The sequence below is a fragment of the Telluria sp. Soil_C_11 genome, from assembly GCF_057657395.1.
Map to the genome: position 1 here is coordinate 639,497 of NZ_JBDGIN010000001.1, position 16,820 is coordinate 656,316.

At 66.6% G+C, this 16,820-nt stretch carries 12 protein-coding genes; 2 read left to right on the forward strand and 10 right to left on the reverse strand.

The window, feature by feature from the left end; genetic code table 11:
• Position 1 precedes the first annotated feature (1 nt).
• Both AC3A6M_RS02770 and AC3A6M_RS02775 read left to right on the forward strand, forming a co-directional pair.
• A complete protein-coding gene (locus AC3A6M_RS02770; protein WP_487851199.1) occupies positions 2–1,594 on the forward strand; it encodes a zinc-ribbon and DUF3426 domain-containing protein in 1,593 nt (530 codons plus the stop codon).
• Between the two features lie 18 nt (positions 1,595–1,612).
• The gene (locus tag AC3A6M_RS02775) at positions 1,613–2,551 is read left to right on the forward strand and encodes a carbohydrate kinase family protein (RefSeq protein WP_487851200.1); all 939 of its coding nucleotides are present in this window, start codon (positions 1,613–1,615) and stop codon (positions 2,549–2,551) included.
• An 8-nt stretch (positions 2,552–2,559) separates the two neighbouring features.
• On the opposite strand, the gene AC3A6M_RS02780 is transcribed toward AC3A6M_RS02775, so the two are convergent.
• From AC3A6M_RS02780 to AC3A6M_RS02825, 10 genes are all read right to left on the reverse strand, one after another.
• Entirely contained in the window at positions 2,560–3,087 is a 528-nt protein-coding gene (locus tag AC3A6M_RS02780) for a YggT family protein (RefSeq protein ID WP_487851201.1), read from the reverse strand.
• 76 nt (positions 3,088–3,163) lie between these two features.
• On the reverse strand, positions 3,164–4,510 hold the full coding sequence (locus AC3A6M_RS02785; RefSeq protein ID WP_487851202.1) for a transcriptional regulator: 1,347 nt from the start codon (positions 4,508–4,510) through the stop codon (positions 3,164–3,166).
• 612 nt (positions 4,511–5,122) lie between these two features.
• Complete coding sequence (locus AC3A6M_RS02790; protein WP_487851203.1) at positions 5,123–6,745, reverse strand: glycosyltransferase family 4 protein; 1,623 nt, start codon at positions 6,743–6,745, stop codon at positions 5,123–5,125.
• 182 nt (positions 6,746–6,927) lie between these two features.
• The gene (locus AC3A6M_RS02795; RefSeq protein ID WP_487851204.1) at positions 6,928–7,608 is read right to left on the reverse strand and encodes a purine nucleoside phosphorylase YfiH/LACC1 family protein; all 681 of its coding nucleotides are present in this window, start codon (positions 7,606–7,608) and stop codon (positions 6,928–6,930) included.
• 160 nt (positions 7,609–7,768) lie between these two features.
• Positions 7,769–8,875, reverse strand: coding sequence for a ribonucleotide-diphosphate reductase subunit beta (locus tag AC3A6M_RS02800; RefSeq protein ID WP_487851205.1), 1,107 nt, complete (start codon positions 8,873–8,875; stop codon positions 7,769–7,771).
• Positions 8,876–9,007: 132 nt separating this feature from the next.
• Positions 9,008–11,914, reverse strand: coding sequence for a ribonucleoside-diphosphate reductase subunit alpha (locus AC3A6M_RS02805; protein WP_487851206.1), 2,907 nt, complete (start codon positions 11,912–11,914; stop codon positions 9,008–9,010).
• Positions 11,915–12,296: 382 nt separating this feature from the next.
• Entirely contained in the window at positions 12,297–13,805 is a 1,509-nt protein-coding gene (locus tag AC3A6M_RS02810; RefSeq protein WP_487851207.1) for a sigma-54-dependent transcriptional regulator, read from the reverse strand.
• 39 nt (positions 13,806–13,844) lie between these two features.
• Positions 13,845–15,506 (reverse strand): sensor histidine kinase, encoded by a 1,662-nt coding sequence (locus AC3A6M_RS02815; protein ID WP_487851208.1) that lies wholly within the window; start codon positions 15,504–15,506, stop codon positions 13,845–13,847.
• A 5-nt stretch (positions 15,507–15,511) separates the two neighbouring features.
• Entirely contained in the window at positions 15,512–15,799 is a 288-nt protein-coding gene (locus AC3A6M_RS02820) for a PP0621 family protein (RefSeq protein ID WP_487851209.1), read from the reverse strand.
• Positions 15,796–16,599, reverse strand: a complete 804-nt coding sequence (locus tag AC3A6M_RS02825; protein ID WP_487851210.1) for a cytochrome C assembly family protein — start codon at positions 16,597–16,599, stop codon at positions 15,796–15,798. Before AC3A6M_RS02825 ends, AC3A6M_RS02820 begins: the two co-directional genes overlap by 4 nt.
• Positions 16,600–16,820: the final 221 nt, after the last annotated feature.

Consider the following 16,820-nt stretch of genomic DNA (forward strand, 5'->3'; position numbering starts at 1 on the left):
CATGGCGCTTGCCACCCAGTGCCCCCACTGCCATACCACGTTCCGGGTCGCCTCGGACCAGCTCAAGCTCCGCGGCGGCATCGTCCGCTGCGGCGCCTGCCAGAGCATTTTTGACGGCAACGCCCACCTGATCGACCTGGACGCGCTGGCCGCCAGCAAGGGCGAGGCCGCGCCTGCTGCTGCTCCTGCTGCTGCTGCTCCTGCTGTTCGCGTTACGCCTGCTGCGCCCGAAGACGCGGCCTCGCCAGTGGCGGAGACCAGCGCTGCCGAAGAAGCCGCCGTCTACACCCTCGATTTCGACCGCACCTTCGATCCGCTCGGCATCCTGCCGAAGGCTGCGCCCGTGCCCGCCGAACCCTTGCCCGCGCCGCGTGCGCAGGTGTGGCGGACCGGCGGCATGGCGGCTGCCGCCATGCCGGCCGAGGCCGAGGCTGAGGCGCATCCCGGGGCGGACGTAGAACAAACACCCGCCGAGGTCGCGGTCGACACGGCGCCGCCGGCGCCGGTTCCGGAAGCGGAGCTACCGCCGGCCGAACCGGCGCTGCAGGCGGCCGAAGAAACGCCTGTCGAAGCCGCCGGCGCCTCTGTTGCCGCTGCCGGGTCGGCGCAGGCCGACACCGTCGCCGCGACCGCCCCGGGATCGGCACTGGACACTGCGCCCGCCGACGTGCCGGAACCGGCGCCAGGACCAGCGCCGGCGCCCGAGCCGGCGCCTGCCGCCTCCGCCTACGCGCCCCAGGGCCGCATCGAGCCCAGCTTCGAGCTGCCGGTGGACGAGGAACTGGTCGCCCAGCCGCTGCCCGGCGACGAACACGCCTACCAGGACGCAGCGCCCGCCGCCGTGGCCGCGGCCGCGAGCGCTCCTGTACAGGACATCCCGCCGAGCGCCCTGCCCCTGCGCGCCTCGGCCGGCGGCAACGACACCCTGACGCCGCCGCTATCCGGGCCGGCGCCGGCGCCGGCGGCGAAATCGGCGCGCGCCAAGGCCATCGAGGCACGCACCCGCCGCTCCAGGCTCACGCCGACCAACATCGAAGCGTCCAAGCTGCGCGTGCCGGCCAGCGTCGAGGCGGACGAGCCGGAATTCGTCAAGCGCAGCCGCAAGCAGGAACAGTCGGGCCGGACCCGGCAGCTGCTGATGGCGGGCGGCGCCGTCGTCCTGGGCCTGCTGCTGCTGGCGCAGGTGGTGCTGGACTTCCGTAACGTGCTGGCGGCGCGCTATCCGGGCGCCAGGCCGGCCCTCGCCGCCGGCTGTGCCTTGCTGGGCTGCCGCATCGGCCTGACGGCCCAGATCGAGAACCTGTCCATCGAGACCGGCGAACTGACCACCCTCGGCGTCGACACCTATTCGCTCAACACGCTGCTGCGCAACCAGGGAAGCCTGGCGCAGGCCTGGCCCAGCATCCAGCTCGAGCTGACCGACGCCAACGACAAACCGGTGCTGCGGCGCGTGTTCGGCCCCGCCGACTACCTGCCGCAGGGCGCGTCCGCCGCCGGCGGTTTCGCCGCACGCTCGGAGCAGCCGGTGCGGCTGAACTTCGCGCTCGCCGAACTCAAACCGTCCGGCTACCATATCGCCGTTTTCTATCCCTAGTTTTCTCCAGGACCCATCATGACCAAGACTGCACTGATCTGCGGCTCGATCGCCTTCGACAAGATCATGCAATACCAAGGCCGCTTCGGCGAAACCCTGCTGGCCGACCAGCTGCACCGCGTGAACGTCTCCTTCCTGGTGCCGACCCTGCGCACCGAATTCGGCGGCTGCTCCGTCAACATCGCCTACAACCTCAAGATGCTGGGCGGCGATCCGCTGATCATGGGCACCATCGGCCAGGACGGCGGCGACTACCTCGAGCGCATGGAGAAACAGGGCCTGGCGACCAACGCGATCCGCGTCATCGATCATGCGTACACCGCCCAGTGCTTCGTCACGGCCGACCTGGACAACAACCAGATCAACGCCTTCCACCCGGGCGCGATGCAGTTCTCGCACGAGAACAGCCTGGCCGACTACCTGCCGCTGCGCGTCGCGATCGTCTCGCCGGACGGCCGCGACGGCATGATCAAGCACGCGCGCGACTGCGCCGGGCAAGGCGTGCCGCTGATGTTCGACCCGGGCCAGCAGCTGCCGATGTTCAGCGGCGAGGAACTGCTGACCTTCCTCGAGCAGGCCAGCTACCTCGCCTGCAACGACTATGAATTCGAAATGGTGATGGACCGTACCGGGCTGGCGCTGCAGGACATCGCGTCGCGCCTGGACGCGCTGATCGTCACGCGCGGCGAGCAGGGCTCGGACATCTACGCCGGCGGCGAGCACCACAAGATTCCGGCGGTGCCGGCAAGCAGCGTGGTCGACCCGACCGGCTGCGGCGACGCCTACCGTGCCGGCCTGCTGTTCGGCATCGCCAACGACCTCGACTGGCCGACCAGCGGCCGCCTGGCCAGCCTGCTGGGTTCGATCAAGATCGCCCACCAGGGTGGCCAGAACCACAGCTTCACCCCGCAGGAGATTGCGGACAGGTTCGAAGCGGCGTTCGGCTACCGCTTCTGATCAGGTAATCAGAAGACCAGCGCCTGGCGCAGGAGGTACTGGACGATCTGCAGCAGGATCAGCGCGACCAGTACCGACAGGTCCAGGCCGCCCACCGGCGGAATCATGCGGCGCAGAGGCCGCAGCAGCGGGTCGTTGAGCGCGTGCACGAAAGGCGCCAGCGGCGCATGCGGATTGATCCAGCTGAAGATCACCTCGATGATCAGCAGGCCCATGAAGCCGTAGATGATCCAGTTCAGGAAGCGGAACAAGGCATACAGCACGACGGCCTGGCCGCTCCACCCCGCCAGCAGCAGCACCGCACTCGCCAGCAGCACGATCAGGAAGGCGCCGATCAGGCTGGCCCAGTCATACCCCCCGACACCCGGCAAAATGCGGCGCAGCGGGCGCACCAGCCAATCGGTCAGCGTGAAAGTGAACTGTCCGATCGACGCCGGCGGCCGCACGCGGATCACCTGCATCCAGAAACGCAGCAACAAGACTCCACCGACCACGCCGGCTACGGTATCGACGATCAACTGAAGGATAGGCAGCACAAGGTCTCCTTAAAAAAAAACCGCTGTGTGAATCTCTCACACAGCGGTATTTTGCCTGAACCAGGCAAGAATGGGATTACGGACGGCTGCTGGTCGGGAACGGCCATGCTGCCGGCGCCACCGTCGTCTTCGGGGCCTGCTGGGCTGCTGCGGTGCCGCTGTCCTGCTTGGTTTCGGTCTTGGCTTCAGCCTTGGTCTCGGCCTTGGCTTCCGGCTTGGCTTCCGCTTTCGCTTCCGGCTTGGCTTCCGGCTTCGCTTCAGCCTTCGGCGCGGCGGCTTTCTTGGCGGCCGGCTTGGCTGCAGGCTTGGCGGCGGCCTTCACTGCCGGCTTGGACTCGGCGGTTTTGGCGGCAGCCGGTGCTTTGGTTGCGGCGGCCTTGGCCGGAGCCTTGGTTGCAGCAGCTTTGGCAGGGGTCTTGGTTGCAGCGGTTTTGGCCGGGGTCTTGGTTGCTGCGGCCTTGGCCGGAGCTTTAGCAGCGGTCTTGGCTGGAGCAGCTTTCTTGGCCGGTGCCTTGGCGGCAGTCTTGGTGGCTGCTGCCTTGGCCGGTGCCTTGGCGGCGGTCTTGGTTGCAGCAGCTTTCTTGGCCGGTGCTTTGGCAGCGGTCTTGGTGGCTGCAGCTTTCTTGGCCGGAGCTTTGGCGGCGGTCTTGGTTGCTGCTGCCTTGGCCGGAGCTTTGGCGGCGGTCTTGGTTGCTGCAGCTTTCTTGGCCGGTGCCTTGGCGGCGGTCTTGGTGGCTGCTGCCTTCTTGGCCGGTGCCTTGGCGGCGGTCTTGGTGGCTGCAGCTTTCTTTGCCGGTGCCTTGGCGGCGGTCTTGCTTGCTGCTGCTTTCTTGGCCGGTGCCTTGGCGGCGGTTTTGCTTGCTGCAGCTTTCTTGGCCGGTGCTTTAGCGGCGGTCTTGGTTGCTGCAGCTTTCTTTGCCGGTGCCTTGGCGGCGGTCTTGCTTGCAGCAGTTTTAGTTGCTGCAGCTTTCTTGGCCGGGGCTTTAGCGGCGGTCTTGGTTGCTGCAGCTTTCTTGGCCGGTGCTTTGGCGGCGGTCTTGGTTGCAGCAGTTTTAGTTGCTGCAGCTTTCTTTGCCGGTGCCTTGGCGGCGGTCTTGGTTGCAGCGGCTTTCTTTGCAGCCGGCTTTGCAGCGGCTTTAGCGGCCGGCTTGGCTGCTGCTTTTGCTGCCGGTTTAGCGGCGGCTTTTGCTGCCGGCTTTGCTGCAGCTTTCTTTGCAGCCGGCTTTGCAGCGGCTTTTGCTGCCGGCTTGGCGGCTGCTTTTGCTGCCGGTTTAGCGGCGGCTTTAGCGGCCGGTTTTGCTGCCGGTTTAGCGGCGGCTTTTGCCGCCGGCTTTGCGGCTACCGCTTTTTTGGCGGCGACGGGTTTATCTGCGGCGGCCTTTGCGGCCGGCTTTGCTGCGGTTTTCTTAGCGGCTGTTGCCATTTGTGTTCTCCTTCTCTGCGATGAGAAAATACGCTACAAGGTTTGAACCCGTCCAACCCGGTCTGCTTGGTCGGGCGAATTATTCATCGGCGCATACGCGAGTCTGCGTCAATGAATCCGGCACCAGCTGAACTGCTGCAACTCCTCAAGTCTGCAGCACTTCAGCTATCGTCGTCGCCGACGACCGAAACGACAAAAGTTCGATGATTCAACCGCTGTTCACACCGCTGCCCGCGAGAAGCGCGAAAAGAAAAAGCCGCCATGCCCGAAATAATTCAGGCAATGCGGCTTGTTCTTTTCGCGAAGCTTACGTGCATACTGAATGAATCAGCGTCCCATTTTTTGATCGGTTTGCCACCCGTTTAACGTGGTAAAAAAATCCACGTTCACGTTTTGACAAATTCAATCACGTAAAGTACACGAAAACCTTGTCAGTGCGCAACCCGCACACAGTATTTTTCGTGCCTTTCCGCTTGGGGCGAACTGCTATCGGCTGCTTTCAATCGATCGTCGCGATAACGTTTGATCCCATTCGTACTTCAGCTCCCTCAAAAACAAGCGCGCACCTGCCGCGCATTCCGATAAAAATCCATTTCCCATTACTGCTCATTTCTACTCGCCGGCCGCGCCAATGCGCAGCAAGTCCATCTTGCATAACCACGCCAGGCCGCGCAGCAAAGTCGGCCGGTCGCAAGGGCCGAGCGTATCGAGCAGCTCGTCGACCTGCGTTGGCCGCGACTCGATCGAACCGAAGATCTGGCCGAATTCCTCGAGCGTCGGCAAGGACGACGCGGCGAAGCGGTTGATCTCCAGCTCGCGGTACTCGCGCAGTTGCGCGAGCGACGCGTCCGGCGCAAGTTCGACGATCGAGTCCGGCGTCAGCTGCGCGCTCGGATAGCTCGCGAACACCGCGAACGGATCGAGCCGGTCCGGCACCAGCTGCGGCAGCGGCGGCGTCAGCGCGGCATCGGCGCGGCGCCGCTCATCGAGCTCGAACCACAGCGCGCGGTAGCGTCCCAACACCACCTGCCAGTCGAACTCCTCGCGCGCACGCCGGCGTCCATTCCCGCCCAGCTCGCGGCGCAGCCCGGCGTCCTTGATCAAGCGCTCATAGGCCTGGGCGAGCTGCGCGCCGTCCAGCGCCACCGCCTGGCTGATATGACCGCAATACTGGTCGACACTGTCGACGCCATCGTCGTAACGCTGCGCGAGGTCAAGGCCGGCGCCCGCTCCGGGCATCACGGTCGGGATGCGATAGCCATCGACCCCATCGCGCACCGTGTCGCGATAACCGTTCCAGTCGCTCACCACGCAGGGCAGCCCGGCCGCCATCGCTTCGAGCGGCGCCGGGCCGAAGCTCTCCTGCACATTGTCCGCCGGCGCGGTGAAGACGTCGGCGGCGGCCCAGGCGCTCGCCTGCCTGTCCGGTTCGCGCCCGTCGAGCACCGTCAGGCGCACCGATGGGCACAGCAGCGCCGCGGCTTCGCGGAAGGCCTTCTCGGTCGCGGTGTCGGCGAACCATCCGCACAGGATCAGGTGGACCTGGCGGCCGGCCTTGTCGGCGCGCTCGAGTGCGCTGAACATCTGTTGCGGATGCGCTTTCGCATGGAAGGACAGGTGGCCGAGGAACAGGAAAGCGACGTCGTCGGCGCCGATGCCCAACTGGCTGCGCGCCGCGAGCCGGCGATCCTCGTCGAATGCCAAGTCGCCGCCGTGCACCCCGAGCGGGATCAGCGGCAGCTGCGGCAGCTCGACACGCTGCGCCCCCAACCGCGCACGCAGGTAGTCGGCCTGGCGCTCCAATACCTCGCGCACGCTGTCGCGCACCACGCGCGAGGTGCAGATCACCGCGTCCCAGCTGCGCACCGGCGCCACCGGCAGGCCGGCGATGGCGCTCATCGCCGCGTGGCTGGCGGTGGCGTGCATGACACCGCACAGGCTGTAGCGGCGCTCGCCAAGGCCCAGGCGGCGCCAGGCCAGGCGCGCGATCCCGGATCCGGGATGGTAGAGGGTGCCGAAACGCGCGAGGTCTTGCGGCCGGCCCTGGCTGACCCACTCCACCTCGCCATTGAATCCCTGCTCGCGCAGCACGCGCTCGCACTCGCCGGCATGGGCTTCGCTGCCGGCGAAGCAGCCGACCCGTGCCAGCCCGCTGCGCGCGACGGCGCGCACCAGATCCTGGGCGGCCGCCGGATGGCGTTCAGCGGCGACATGCAGTGCGAAGCTGTCCTTCATGCGTTCTCCTCACTTAAGTAAGGTAAATGTGCAGGCTCGCGATCCGCAGCACCGTGCGGTAGGTCGCATATATCGCCTGCGGACAGGTCCGATGGATGAAGAGGCGCGTGGCATGGCAGGCATGATAGCTTTAGTAGAAAGCCAGTGGCGCAACCTATGCGCAAACTTCGCGCGCGTCGTGGTCAGCGCGCCGCGATCGCGATCACCGACCACTGCACGTCGACCATCGGCGTGCGCGTTTCGCGGTCGCGGCGGTAGCTGTGATAGGCGAAACGGCCGTCGCCGGCGCGCGTGCACATGGTGCATTCCGCCTGCTCCGACACGCGCCCGATGCCGGCCTGTGCGAGCTGCCAGCGCACGATCGCCGGCAGGTCGAGCCGGCGCGGCCGCGGCGCGATGGTCGCCAGCGGCAGCGCGGTGCGTTCCCCGAAGTCCCCGATCAACTCCTCCGAGACTTCATAGCAGCAGGGATGGGCCGACGGCCCGATCGCGGCGATCCAGCCGGCCGGATCGCCGCCGCGTCCGCGCACCAGGGCGGCAAAACTGTCGACGATGCCGGCATGGGCGCCGCGCCAGCCGACGTGCAGGGCCGCGACTTCGCGCCCATCCCGGCGGGCCAGCAGGACGGGCACGCAGTCGGCGGTGGCGATCGCGAGCAGCAGGCCGGGACGGTCGGTCAGCATGCCGTCGGCCTCGCCGCAGTCCTCGTTCGGTTCGGTGACGATGGCGATGCGGGTGCCGTGACGCTCGCGCTGGATCGGACGCCGGGCCCAGTAGCCGGGCAGGAGCTGCGCCATGTCGTCATGGCGGCGGCCGAAGCCGTGGACGATGGAGGGGTGCTTGAGAAGGGGACTGATAAGCATCTGGAGTCGGCCTTGCAGGGGTGCGGGCAGCATAGCATGCCGGGCGGGGAGGCGACGCTGCCCTGCCCTCGGCCATCTTCCGGCGCCCCAAATGAAAAACCCGCCGGGCGGCGGGCTGGATGGCGGGACGGGTTGCGCCGTCCCTGGAGCCGGTCCGGGATCAGTCCCAGCTCAGCGCGCCACCGGTCTGGTACTCGGTCACGCGGGTTTCGAAGAAGTTGCGTTCCTTCTTCAGGTCGATCATCTCGCTCATCCACGGGAACGGGTTTTCCTCGTTCGGGAACAGCGCGTCCAGGCCGATCTGGACGGCGCGGCGGTTGGCGATGAAGCGCAGGTAACCCTTGAACATCGGGGCGTTCAGGCCCAGCACGCCGCGCGGCATGGTGTCTTCGGCGTAGCGGTACTCGAGCTCGACGGCCTTCAGGAACAGCTGCTTGATCTCTTCCTTGAACTCGGCGGTCCACAGCTGCGGGTTTTCCATCTTGATCGTGTTGATCAGGTCGATGCCGAAGTTGCAGTGCATCGACTCGTCGCGCAGGATGTACTGGTACTGCTCGGCGGCGCCGGTCATCTTGTTCTGGCGGCCCAGCGCCAGGATCTGGGTGAAGCCGACGTAGAAGAACAGGCCTTCCATCAGGCACGCGAACACGATGATCGAGCGCAGCAGCTTCTGGTCGTTTTCCAGCGTGCCGGTCTTGAATTCCGGATCGTTGATCACTTCGATGAACGGGATCAGGAACTGGTCCTTGTCGCGGATCGACGGGATCTCGTTGTAGGCGTTGAAGATTTCCTTCTCGTCCAGGCCCAGCGACTCGACGATGTACTGGTAGGCGTGGGTGTGGATCGCCTCTTCGAAGGCCTGGCGCAGCAGGTACTGGCGGCATTCCGGCGCCGTGATGTGGCGGTAGGTGCCCAGCACGATGTTGTTGGCGGCCAGCGAGTCGGCGGTCACGAAGAAGCCCAGGTTGCGCTTGACGATGCGGCGCTCGTCTTCGGTCAGGCCGTTCGGGTTCTTCCACAGCTCGATGTCGCGCTGCATGTTCACTTCCTGCGGCATCCAGTGGTTGGCGCAGCCAGCCAGGTACTTGTCCCAGGCCCACTTGTACTTGAACGGCACCAGCTGGTTGACGTCGGTTTTGGCGTTGATGATGCGCTTGTCGTCGGCGTTGACGCGCTTGGCGACATCGGCGGCGGTGGCGCCTTCCGGTGCGGCGGCGCCGGCAGCCGGTGCGCTGGTGATCGGTTCATCGTCCCATGACAGAGCCATGATATTTATCCTGTATAAACTGTATGTTTGCTTCAAAACCGCCGCCCCCGCGCAGGCGGGGGTCCAATTTAAGTTAGCGTACTGCGAACAAACCTGGATCCCCGCCTGCGCGGGGACGACGTGCTTATATAGTTACTGGCAGGCTTCGCACTCGTCGAAGCCGGCGTCGCCCGGACGCAGGTAGCAGGCCGCGCCTTCCACCACGTCCGCCGCCGGGGCCGCCGCGACCGGGGCCGCAGCCGCAGCCGCAGCCGCCGACAGGCCGCCGTCGACCGGCACGGCGTTCAGGGCGCCGGTGCGGGTGGTCGACTTCTCCATGTGGGTCGCCGCCACGGTGCGCAGGTAGTAGGTGGTCTTCAGGCCACGCAGCCATGCCAGCTTGTAGGTCTCGTCCAGCTTCTTGCCCGAGGCGCCGGCCATGTAGATGTTCAGCGACTGCGCCTGGTCGATCCACTTCTGGCGGCGGGAAGCCGCTTCGACCAGCCACTTCGGCTCGACTTCGAAGGCCGTTGCATAGATGTCGCGCAGGTCTTGCGGGACGCGGTCGATACGCGACAGCGAGCCGTCGAAGTATTTCAGGTCGTTGATCATCACCTCGTCCCACAGGCCGCGCGCCTTCAGGTCGCGCACCAGGTACGAGTTGATCTCGGTAAATTCGCCCGACAGGTTCGACTTCACGTACAGGTTCTGGAAGGTCGGCTCGATGCAGGCCGACACGCCGATGATGTTCGAGATGGTCGCGGTCGGGGCGATCGCCACGCAGTTCGAGTTACGCATGCCGAACTGCTTGATGCGGCTGCGCACCAGCGACCAGTCCATGGTCTCGGACGTGTCCTGCTCGAGGTAACCGCCGCGCTCTTCCGCCAGCAGCTTGATCGAGTCCTGCGGCAGGATGCCGCGGTCCCACAGCGAACCTTCGTAGGACTGGTAGCGGCCGCGCTCTTCGGCCAGCTCGGTCGAGGCCAGGTAGGCGTAGTAGCAGACGGCTTCCATCGAGCGGTCGGCGAACTCCACCGACTTCTCCGAGGCGAACGGCACGCGCATCATGTGCAGGCAGTCCTGGAAGCCCATGATGCCCAGGCCGACCGGACGGTGGCGCAGGTTCGAGTTCTTCGCCTTGTCGACAGCGTAGTAGTTGATGTCGATGACGTTGTCCAGCATGCGCATCGCGGTGCGGATGGTCTTCTGCAGCTTGACCGCGTCCAGGCCGTCGCCCTTCATGTGGGCCGGCAGGTTGACCGAACCCAGGTTGCAGACGGCGATCTCGTCGGCATTGGTGTTCAGCGTGATCTCGGTGCACAGGTTCGACGAGTGCACCACGCCCACGTGCTGCTGCGGCGAGCGGATGTTGCACGGATCCTTGAAGGTGATCCACGGGTGGCCGGTCTCGAACAGCATCGACAGCATCTTGCGCCACAGGTCGAGCGCTTCGACTTTCTTGTACACGGACATTTCGCCGCGCGCCGCCCTGGCTTCATAGCCCAGGTAGGCTTCCTCGAAGGCCTTGCCGACCTTGTCGTGCAGGTCCGGCACTTCGGACGGCGAGAACAGGCTCCAGGAGCCCTTCTCCATCACGCGCTTCATGAACAGGTCGGGAATCCAGTTCGCGGTGTTCATGTCGTGGGTGCGGCGGCGGTCGTCGCCGGTGTTCTTGCGCAGGTCGAGGAATTCCTCGATGTCCAGGTGCCAGGTTTCCAGGTAGCCGCAGACCGCGCCCTTGCGCTTGCCGCCCTGGTTGACCGCCACCGCGGTGTCGTTCGCCACTTTCAGGAACGGCACGACGCCCTGCGATTTGCCGTTGGTGCCCTTGATGCGCGAACCCATCGCGCGGACCGGGGTCCAGTCGTTGCCCAGGCCGCCGGCGAATTTCGACAGCAGCGCGTTTTCCTTGATCGCGTCGTAGATGCCTTCCAGGTCGTCGCTGACGGTGGTCAGGTAGCACGAGGACAGCTGCGAGCGGCGGGTACCCGAGTTGAACAGGGTCGGGGTCGAGCTCATGAAGTCGAAGCTCGACAGCAGGTTGTAGAACTCGATCGCGCGCGCTTCGCGGTTCTCTTCGCGCAGGGCCAGGCCCATCGCGACGCGCATGTAGAAGGCCTGCGGCATCTCGATGCGGGTTTCGCGGATGTGCAGGAAGTAGCGGTCGTACAGGGTCTGCAGGCCGATGTAGCCGAACTGCAGGTCGCGGTCGGCGACGATGGCCTTCGCCAGCTTCTGCAGGTCGAACTTGCCCAGCTCTTCATCCAGCAGCTCGGCGTCGATGCCCTTGGCGATGTATTGCGGGAAGTAGGTCACGTACTCGGCGGCGGCGCCGGCTTGCGCGACTTCCTTGCCGAAGACTTCCTTGCGGATGGTGTGCAGCAGGATGCGTGCGGTGACCTGGCTGTAGGCCGGATCCTTTTCCATCAGGGCGCGGGCGGCCAGGATGGCCGACTTGTGCAGCTCCTCGACCGGCACGCCGTCGTACAGGTTCTTCACGGTTTCGGCCAGGATGGCGTCGGCGTCGACGTGCTTTTCCAGGCCCACGCAGGCGGCGCCGATCAGGGCCGAGACTTCGTTCATGTCCAGCGGGCGGCGCACGCCGCCGTCGACCACGGTGAACTGCGGCGCGTCGATCTGGGTGCTGCCGCCGGCGGCTTCCTTGGCGGCGCGGCGCTCTTCCATGCGCTTGGCGCGGTACAGCACGTATTCGCGCGCGACGTCATGCTCGCCCGAGCGCATCAGGGACAGTTCCACCTGGTCCTGCACATCCTCGATGTGGAAGGTGCCGCCGTTCGGCTGGCGGCGCACCAGGGCCGCGACCACGTTGTTCGTCAGCTGCTCGACCAGTTCGCGGATGCGCGCGGACTCGCGGCCCTGCTCGCCGTTCACGGCGAGGAAAGCCTTGGTCATCGCGACGGCGATCTTGGTGGGAGCGAACGGCACCACGGCGCCGTTGCGGCGGATGATGCGGTAGTCGCCGTTGGCGACCAGTTCAGCGGCGCTCGCGCCGACCGACGCGGCTTGCGGATTGATGGAAATGTCCGAAGATGTTTGCATTAAGGCTCCCAATGCCAACATATCAAAGTTGGCAACCTAATAACTTTTTGAGAATGGCGAGCGGGGACGCACAATCGGAAAACGCTGGATGCGCCCCTGCCCCTACTGTTCTGTTTGTTGAGGCTGACCACTACATCTAGTGTCTGACAGCCTTCCGGACCTAAGTATAGTCGATATTCGGCAAGATCAAAGTCCCTGCTGAGCGGATTTTTTTGTGCCGTCGAGCTTGACATTTTGCAAGGCGAACCATTCCGGGCCTCAGAATGAAAGTAAGCACTAACATAACGATTCATGGGCCCTTCGGTGGTGCGGCCAGGCGCCCACGATGTCCACGTTTAGCGCATGCTGCGATGGCGAAAAGACAACAGCAGCATGAGCGGAATCAAGGTTCGGGCGCGTGGATGTCCAGCTTTTGCATCTGGTAGCGCAACTGGCGCACGCTGATCCCGAGCAGGCTGGCGGCCTGGGTGCGGTTGAACTGGGTCTGCTGCAGGGCGCGCTGGATGATGTCGCGCTCGACCTGCTCCAGGTAGTCCGGCAGGTTGCTGGGCAGCTCGCCGGCGCCCAGCGCGGGCATGCCGGGCGGCGCCTCGGCCGGCGCGGCGGCGGCAGCCGAAGCGGCCAGGGGCGCGGCGGGCGCCACAGGCAGCGCCGATGGCGCGGCGGGCGCCGCTGCCGGCGGCATCCCGGCCGGCGCCGTCTCGTGCGCCGCGGCGCCGGCATCCGCCAGGCGCGCGCCCTTCAGCAGCAGGTCGCCGACCTCGATCACGCCATCGTTGGCGAAGGCCAGCGCGCGTTCCAGCACGTTTTCCAGTTCGCGCACGTTGCCGGGAAAGGCGTAGCCGCGCAGCGCGTCCAGCACGCCGGCGCCGAGGCGCGCATTGCCCGGGCCCGCCAGGCGCGCGAGGATGGCCTCGGCCAGCAGCGGCAGGTCGTCGAGGCGCGCGCGCAGCGGCGGCAGGGTCAGCTCGATCACGTTCAGGCGGTAGAACAGGTCCTGGCGGAACTGGCCGGTCTCGACCAGCCTGGCCAGGTCCTTGTGCGTGGCGCTGATGATGCGCACGTCCACCGTTTCCTCGGCGGTGGCGCCGATCTTGCGCACGCGCCGCTCCTGGATCGCGCGCAGCAGTTTCACCTGCATCGCCAGCGGCAGGTCGGCCACCTCGTCCAGCATCAGGGTGCCGCCGTTGGCGGCCTGGAAGAAGCCGTCGCGCTCGTCGGTGGCGCCGGTGAACGCGCCTTTCCGATAACCGAAGAACTCGGCCTCCATCAGCGCTTCCGGGATGGCGCCGCAGTTGACGGCGACGAAAGGCTTGCCGGCGCGCGCGCTCTGGGCATGGATCTCGCGCGCCGCCAGCTCCTTGCCGCTGCCGGATTCGCCGTTGATGGCGATCGGCGCCTGCGAACGCGCCAGCCGCCCGATCTGGGCGCGCAGCGCCTGCATCGCCTGCGAGCGGCCGAGCAGGCGCGAATTGCCGCCATCGCCCTCGCCCGCATCCGGTGACGACTGGGATGCCGGGGCTTCGGACAGGCGCAGCGCCGAGCGCACCATCGTGCGCAGGTCGTCCAGCACCACCGGCTTGGAGACGTAGTCGAAGGCCCCGGCCTTCAGCGCGACCACCGCGTTCTCGGCGCTGCCGTAGGCGGTGATCACGGCGATCGGCGTGCCGCGCCCCAGGCAGGCCACCTCGCGCACCAGCTCCAGGCCGGTGCCGTCGGGCAGGCGCATGTCGGTCAGCACCAGCGCATAGTCGTGCTGGCCGAGCAGCGAACGCGCTTCGCGCACGGTGGAGGCGCTGTCGACGTCCAGTCCCATCTTGACCAGGGTGATCTCGAGCAGCTCGCGCAGGTCGGCTTCGTCGTCGATGACCAGGATGCGGGGAGAACTCATGGCGCTGTGTTTTCCTTACTTATATATAGAGAGCAGTATTCAGGCCGCCGCAAAGGTGATCACGAACCGCCCCGGCGCATCGAAGCCGGCGGGACCGTCCACCCGGTACTCGTAGTCGAGCATGGCGCCATTGTTCAGGCACAGCTCGCGCGCCAGGTACAGGCCCAGGCCGGTGCCCTTGCTCGATGTCGTATAGAAGGGCTCGAACAGGTGGGCCCGCACCTCGGGGGTGATGCCGGGGCCGTCGTCCTGCACGTGCAGTTCGACGCGGCCGGTGGCGTCCAGCACCGGGAACAGGCGGATGCTGGCCGGCTTGCCGCTCGCATAGCGGATGGCATTGCCGAGAAGGTTGACCAGCACTTCGCGCAGGTGCAGGCCATCGAAGCGCACCGTGCGGTGGCCGGCGTCGCCGATGTACACCATATTATCGGCCAGGCCATGGGTTTCCGTGAATTCGGCCTTCAGCTCGGCGAGGAAGGCGCCGAGGCGCACCGGCTCGCCGCCCGGCTGCACCTTGCGCGACAGTTTCAGGATGTCCTCGACCATGCGGTTCACGCGCGCCACGTTGTCGCCGACGATGCGCAGCAAACGGGTCTCGGCCGGGCCGGTCAGGTCCTCGGCCAGCAGCGAGGTCGCGTGGCCGATCGCCGACAGCGGATTGCGCACCTCGTGCGCGATGCTGGCGGTCAGCCGGCCCATCGAGGCCAGCTTCAGTTGCTGCGCCTGGTTTTCGATGGCGCTCACGTCCTGCATGAAGATCACGCTGCGCTCGGCCGCGCCGTCCGGGGTATCGACCCGCGCGAAGCGCAGCTTCAAGTGCACCGGCTGGTCGAGGCGGCCGCGCACCGGGCCCGCCGCGCCCTGCCAGCGCTTGACCGTGACGTAGGCTTCGCCCGGTCCGGCCCCTTGCGCGCCGCCGTCCAGCCAGGCCGCGAAACCCTGCGCCACCGGCTCCAGGGCGGGAATGTCGGCCAGGCGGAATTCGCTGTCGGCGTCCAGCCCCAGCATGCGGCGTGCCGCCGGATTGCCGGCAAAGACGAAGCCGTCGCGCCCCGCCACCAGGATGCCGTCGCCGGCGTCGTCGACCACGATGCGGTAGACCGCCTGCTGGATCTTGAGGTCGGCGCCGCGCTTTGCCGCCAGGTCTTCCTGCCCGATCAGGCGCGCCGCCAGCCGGCTCACCACCAGCACTACGGCGAAGAAGGCGGCGCCCATCATCCCGGCCTGGAACAGCGGCGGCTCCTGGTCGCTGAGGAAAAGCTGCCAGGTGCTCTCGGCCAGCAGGAACAGGGTCGCCAGCGAGGCCGAGAACAGCGCCAGCAGCAGCGGCGCGAGGATCGCCGCGCCGGCCAGCGGGAACAGGTAGAGCAGCCCGAAGCCGCTGCGCGCGCCGCCGGCGGCCAGGTAGAGCAGCGAGATGGCGGCGATGTCGACCAGGATCTGGCAGCACAGCTGCCACAGGAAGCGGTGGCGCCAGCGCTGGGTGACGGCGGCGAACAGCAGGGCCGCCAGCAGGTAGGCGATGCAGGTCTCGGCATAGGCCGTGCCGCTCAGCTGGCTGCCGAAGTGGCCGCGGCGCGCGTCGACCGTCAGGTAGACCAGCAGCACCAGCGCGATCACGATGCGCGTTACATTGAGCGTCTGCAGCGAACGCCAGAAGGTCTCGCGCGACTCGGCGGACAGTGCGTGCAACGGCGACATGCGCCTCAATCGTGCCGGGAGGCGGCCGGCTGGCGCGCGTGCGCCTGGCTGCAGTAGTCGTGCCCGCCCTCGTGTACCGCTTCGGAGGCCGGGAAATAGATGCCGCACTGGGCGCAGCTGGTCATGCGCTCCGATTCCTCGACCCGGGGCTGGGGCCGCGCCGCGCCGCCGGCGGGCATCCCCTCCCCGCCTTGCGGGTGATAGCCGCGCGCGGCCACCGCCGCCCGCAGTTTGCTGCGTACCGCCATCACCACCAGGATGATGAGCGCAATCCAGAAGAGCAGTCGCGTCATGTGAACCCCCGGTGCAGAACGACTTCAAAAACAAAACGGCTGCCGACATAGGCCAGCGCCAGGGTAGCGAAACCGGCCAGCGTGAAGCGCAGCGCGGTCTTGCCGCGCCAGCCGCGCCAGCGGCGTCCGGCCAGCAGCGCGGCAAACAACAGCCACGACAGCAGCGCGAACACATTCTTGTGGTCCCAGCGCAGCGCGCGCCCGAACAGCTGTTCCGAGAACACGATGCCCGACAGGACCGTCAGGCTGAGCAGCACGAAACCGATGCCGATCATCCGGAACAGCAGCTTTTCCATGGTCAGCAGCGCCGGCAGCTGGTCGATCGCCGTGCCCAGCCAGCCTTTCTTTGCGCTGCGCGTGTGCAGGCGGGTTTCCTGCAGCGCCATCACTACCGCATGGAAGGCGGCGATGGTGAGCGTGCTGTAGGCCATGATGGCGACGGCGACGTGCCAGCCGAAGGCCGGCGTCTGCTCCCCGACCGGCATCAGGCTGCCGGGGAACAGCGGCGGCAGCAGCGCCGACACGGCCGCGCACGGCATGATCATGCGGCGCATGCCGTCGAGCGCGAAGTTGCGGTTTTCGAGCCACCAGGCCGCCACCGAAATCCACAACGCGGCCGACAGCATGAAGGCGAAGCCGACCCGCAGCGTGCCGTTGGACAGCATGTCCGGCCACAGCGCCGCCCCATGCAGGCCCCACGCAAGCAGGGTCACGCCCGACACGACGCCGCCCCGCTGCGCCGGCAGCAGGGCACACACCGCGTACAGGATGGCCGCGGCGATGAAAAAGGTGGTTTGCATAGGGGCGAGTCTACACCATCCGGGTGGTGAAGGTTGGCTTGCCGAAACGGAAAAAGGTGGCCCGCAACCTGTCAACGTCGTCCCCGCGCAGGCGCACTACTGTCCGGGATAATAACGTTGTGCTGATCATCAGGCTTCTCCAAAGGGTGACAGGTTGAGGCTTGATGGTCTTCGTCGGCGTGGCGGTAGCGTCGCGTCACTGACGGCGGAAGTGAACAGCG

What these genes read in the sequence shown, in the direction of transcription:
- AC3A6M_RS02770 (WP_487851199.1), top strand. Translation starts at nt 2, where the DNA reads ATGGCGCTTGCCACCCAGTGCCCCCACTGCCATACCACGTTCCGGGTC.
- AC3A6M_RS02805 (WP_487851206.1), bottom strand. Translation starts at nt 11,914, where the DNA reads ATGCAAACATCTTCGGACATTTCCATCAATCCGCAAGCCGCGTCGGTC.
- AC3A6M_RS02790 (WP_487851203.1), bottom strand. Translation starts at nt 6,745, where the DNA reads ATGAAGGACAGCTTCGCACTGCATGTCGCCGCTGAACGCCATCCGGCG.
- AC3A6M_RS02815 (WP_487851208.1), bottom strand. Translation starts at nt 15,506, where the DNA reads ATGTCGCCGTTGCACGCACTGTCCGCCGAGTCGCGCGAGACCTTCTGG.
- AC3A6M_RS02820 (WP_487851209.1), bottom strand. Translation starts at nt 15,799, where the DNA reads ATGACGCGACTGCTCTTCTGGATTGCGCTCATCATCCTGGTGGTGATG.
- AC3A6M_RS02825 (WP_487851210.1), bottom strand. Translation starts at nt 16,599, where the DNA reads ATGCAAACCACCTTTTTCATCGCCGCGGCCATCCTGTACGCGGTGTGT.
- AC3A6M_RS02775 (WP_487851200.1), top strand. Translation starts at nt 1,613, where the DNA reads ATGACCAAGACTGCACTGATCTGCGGCTCGATCGCCTTCGACAAGATC.
- AC3A6M_RS02795 (WP_487851204.1), bottom strand. Translation starts at nt 7,608, where the DNA reads ATGCTTATCAGTCCCCTTCTCAAGCACCCCTCCATCGTCCACGGCTTC.
- AC3A6M_RS02800 (WP_487851205.1), bottom strand. Translation starts at nt 8,875, where the DNA reads ATGGCTCTGTCATGGGACGATGAACCGATCACCAGCGCACCGGCTGCC.
- AC3A6M_RS02785 (WP_487851202.1), bottom strand. Translation starts at nt 4,510, where the DNA reads ATGGCAACAGCCGCTAAGAAAACCGCAGCAAAGCCGGCCGCAAAGGCC.
- AC3A6M_RS02810 (WP_487851207.1), bottom strand. Translation starts at nt 13,805, where the DNA reads ATGAGTTCTCCCCGCATCCTGGTCATCGACGACGAAGCCGACCTGCGC.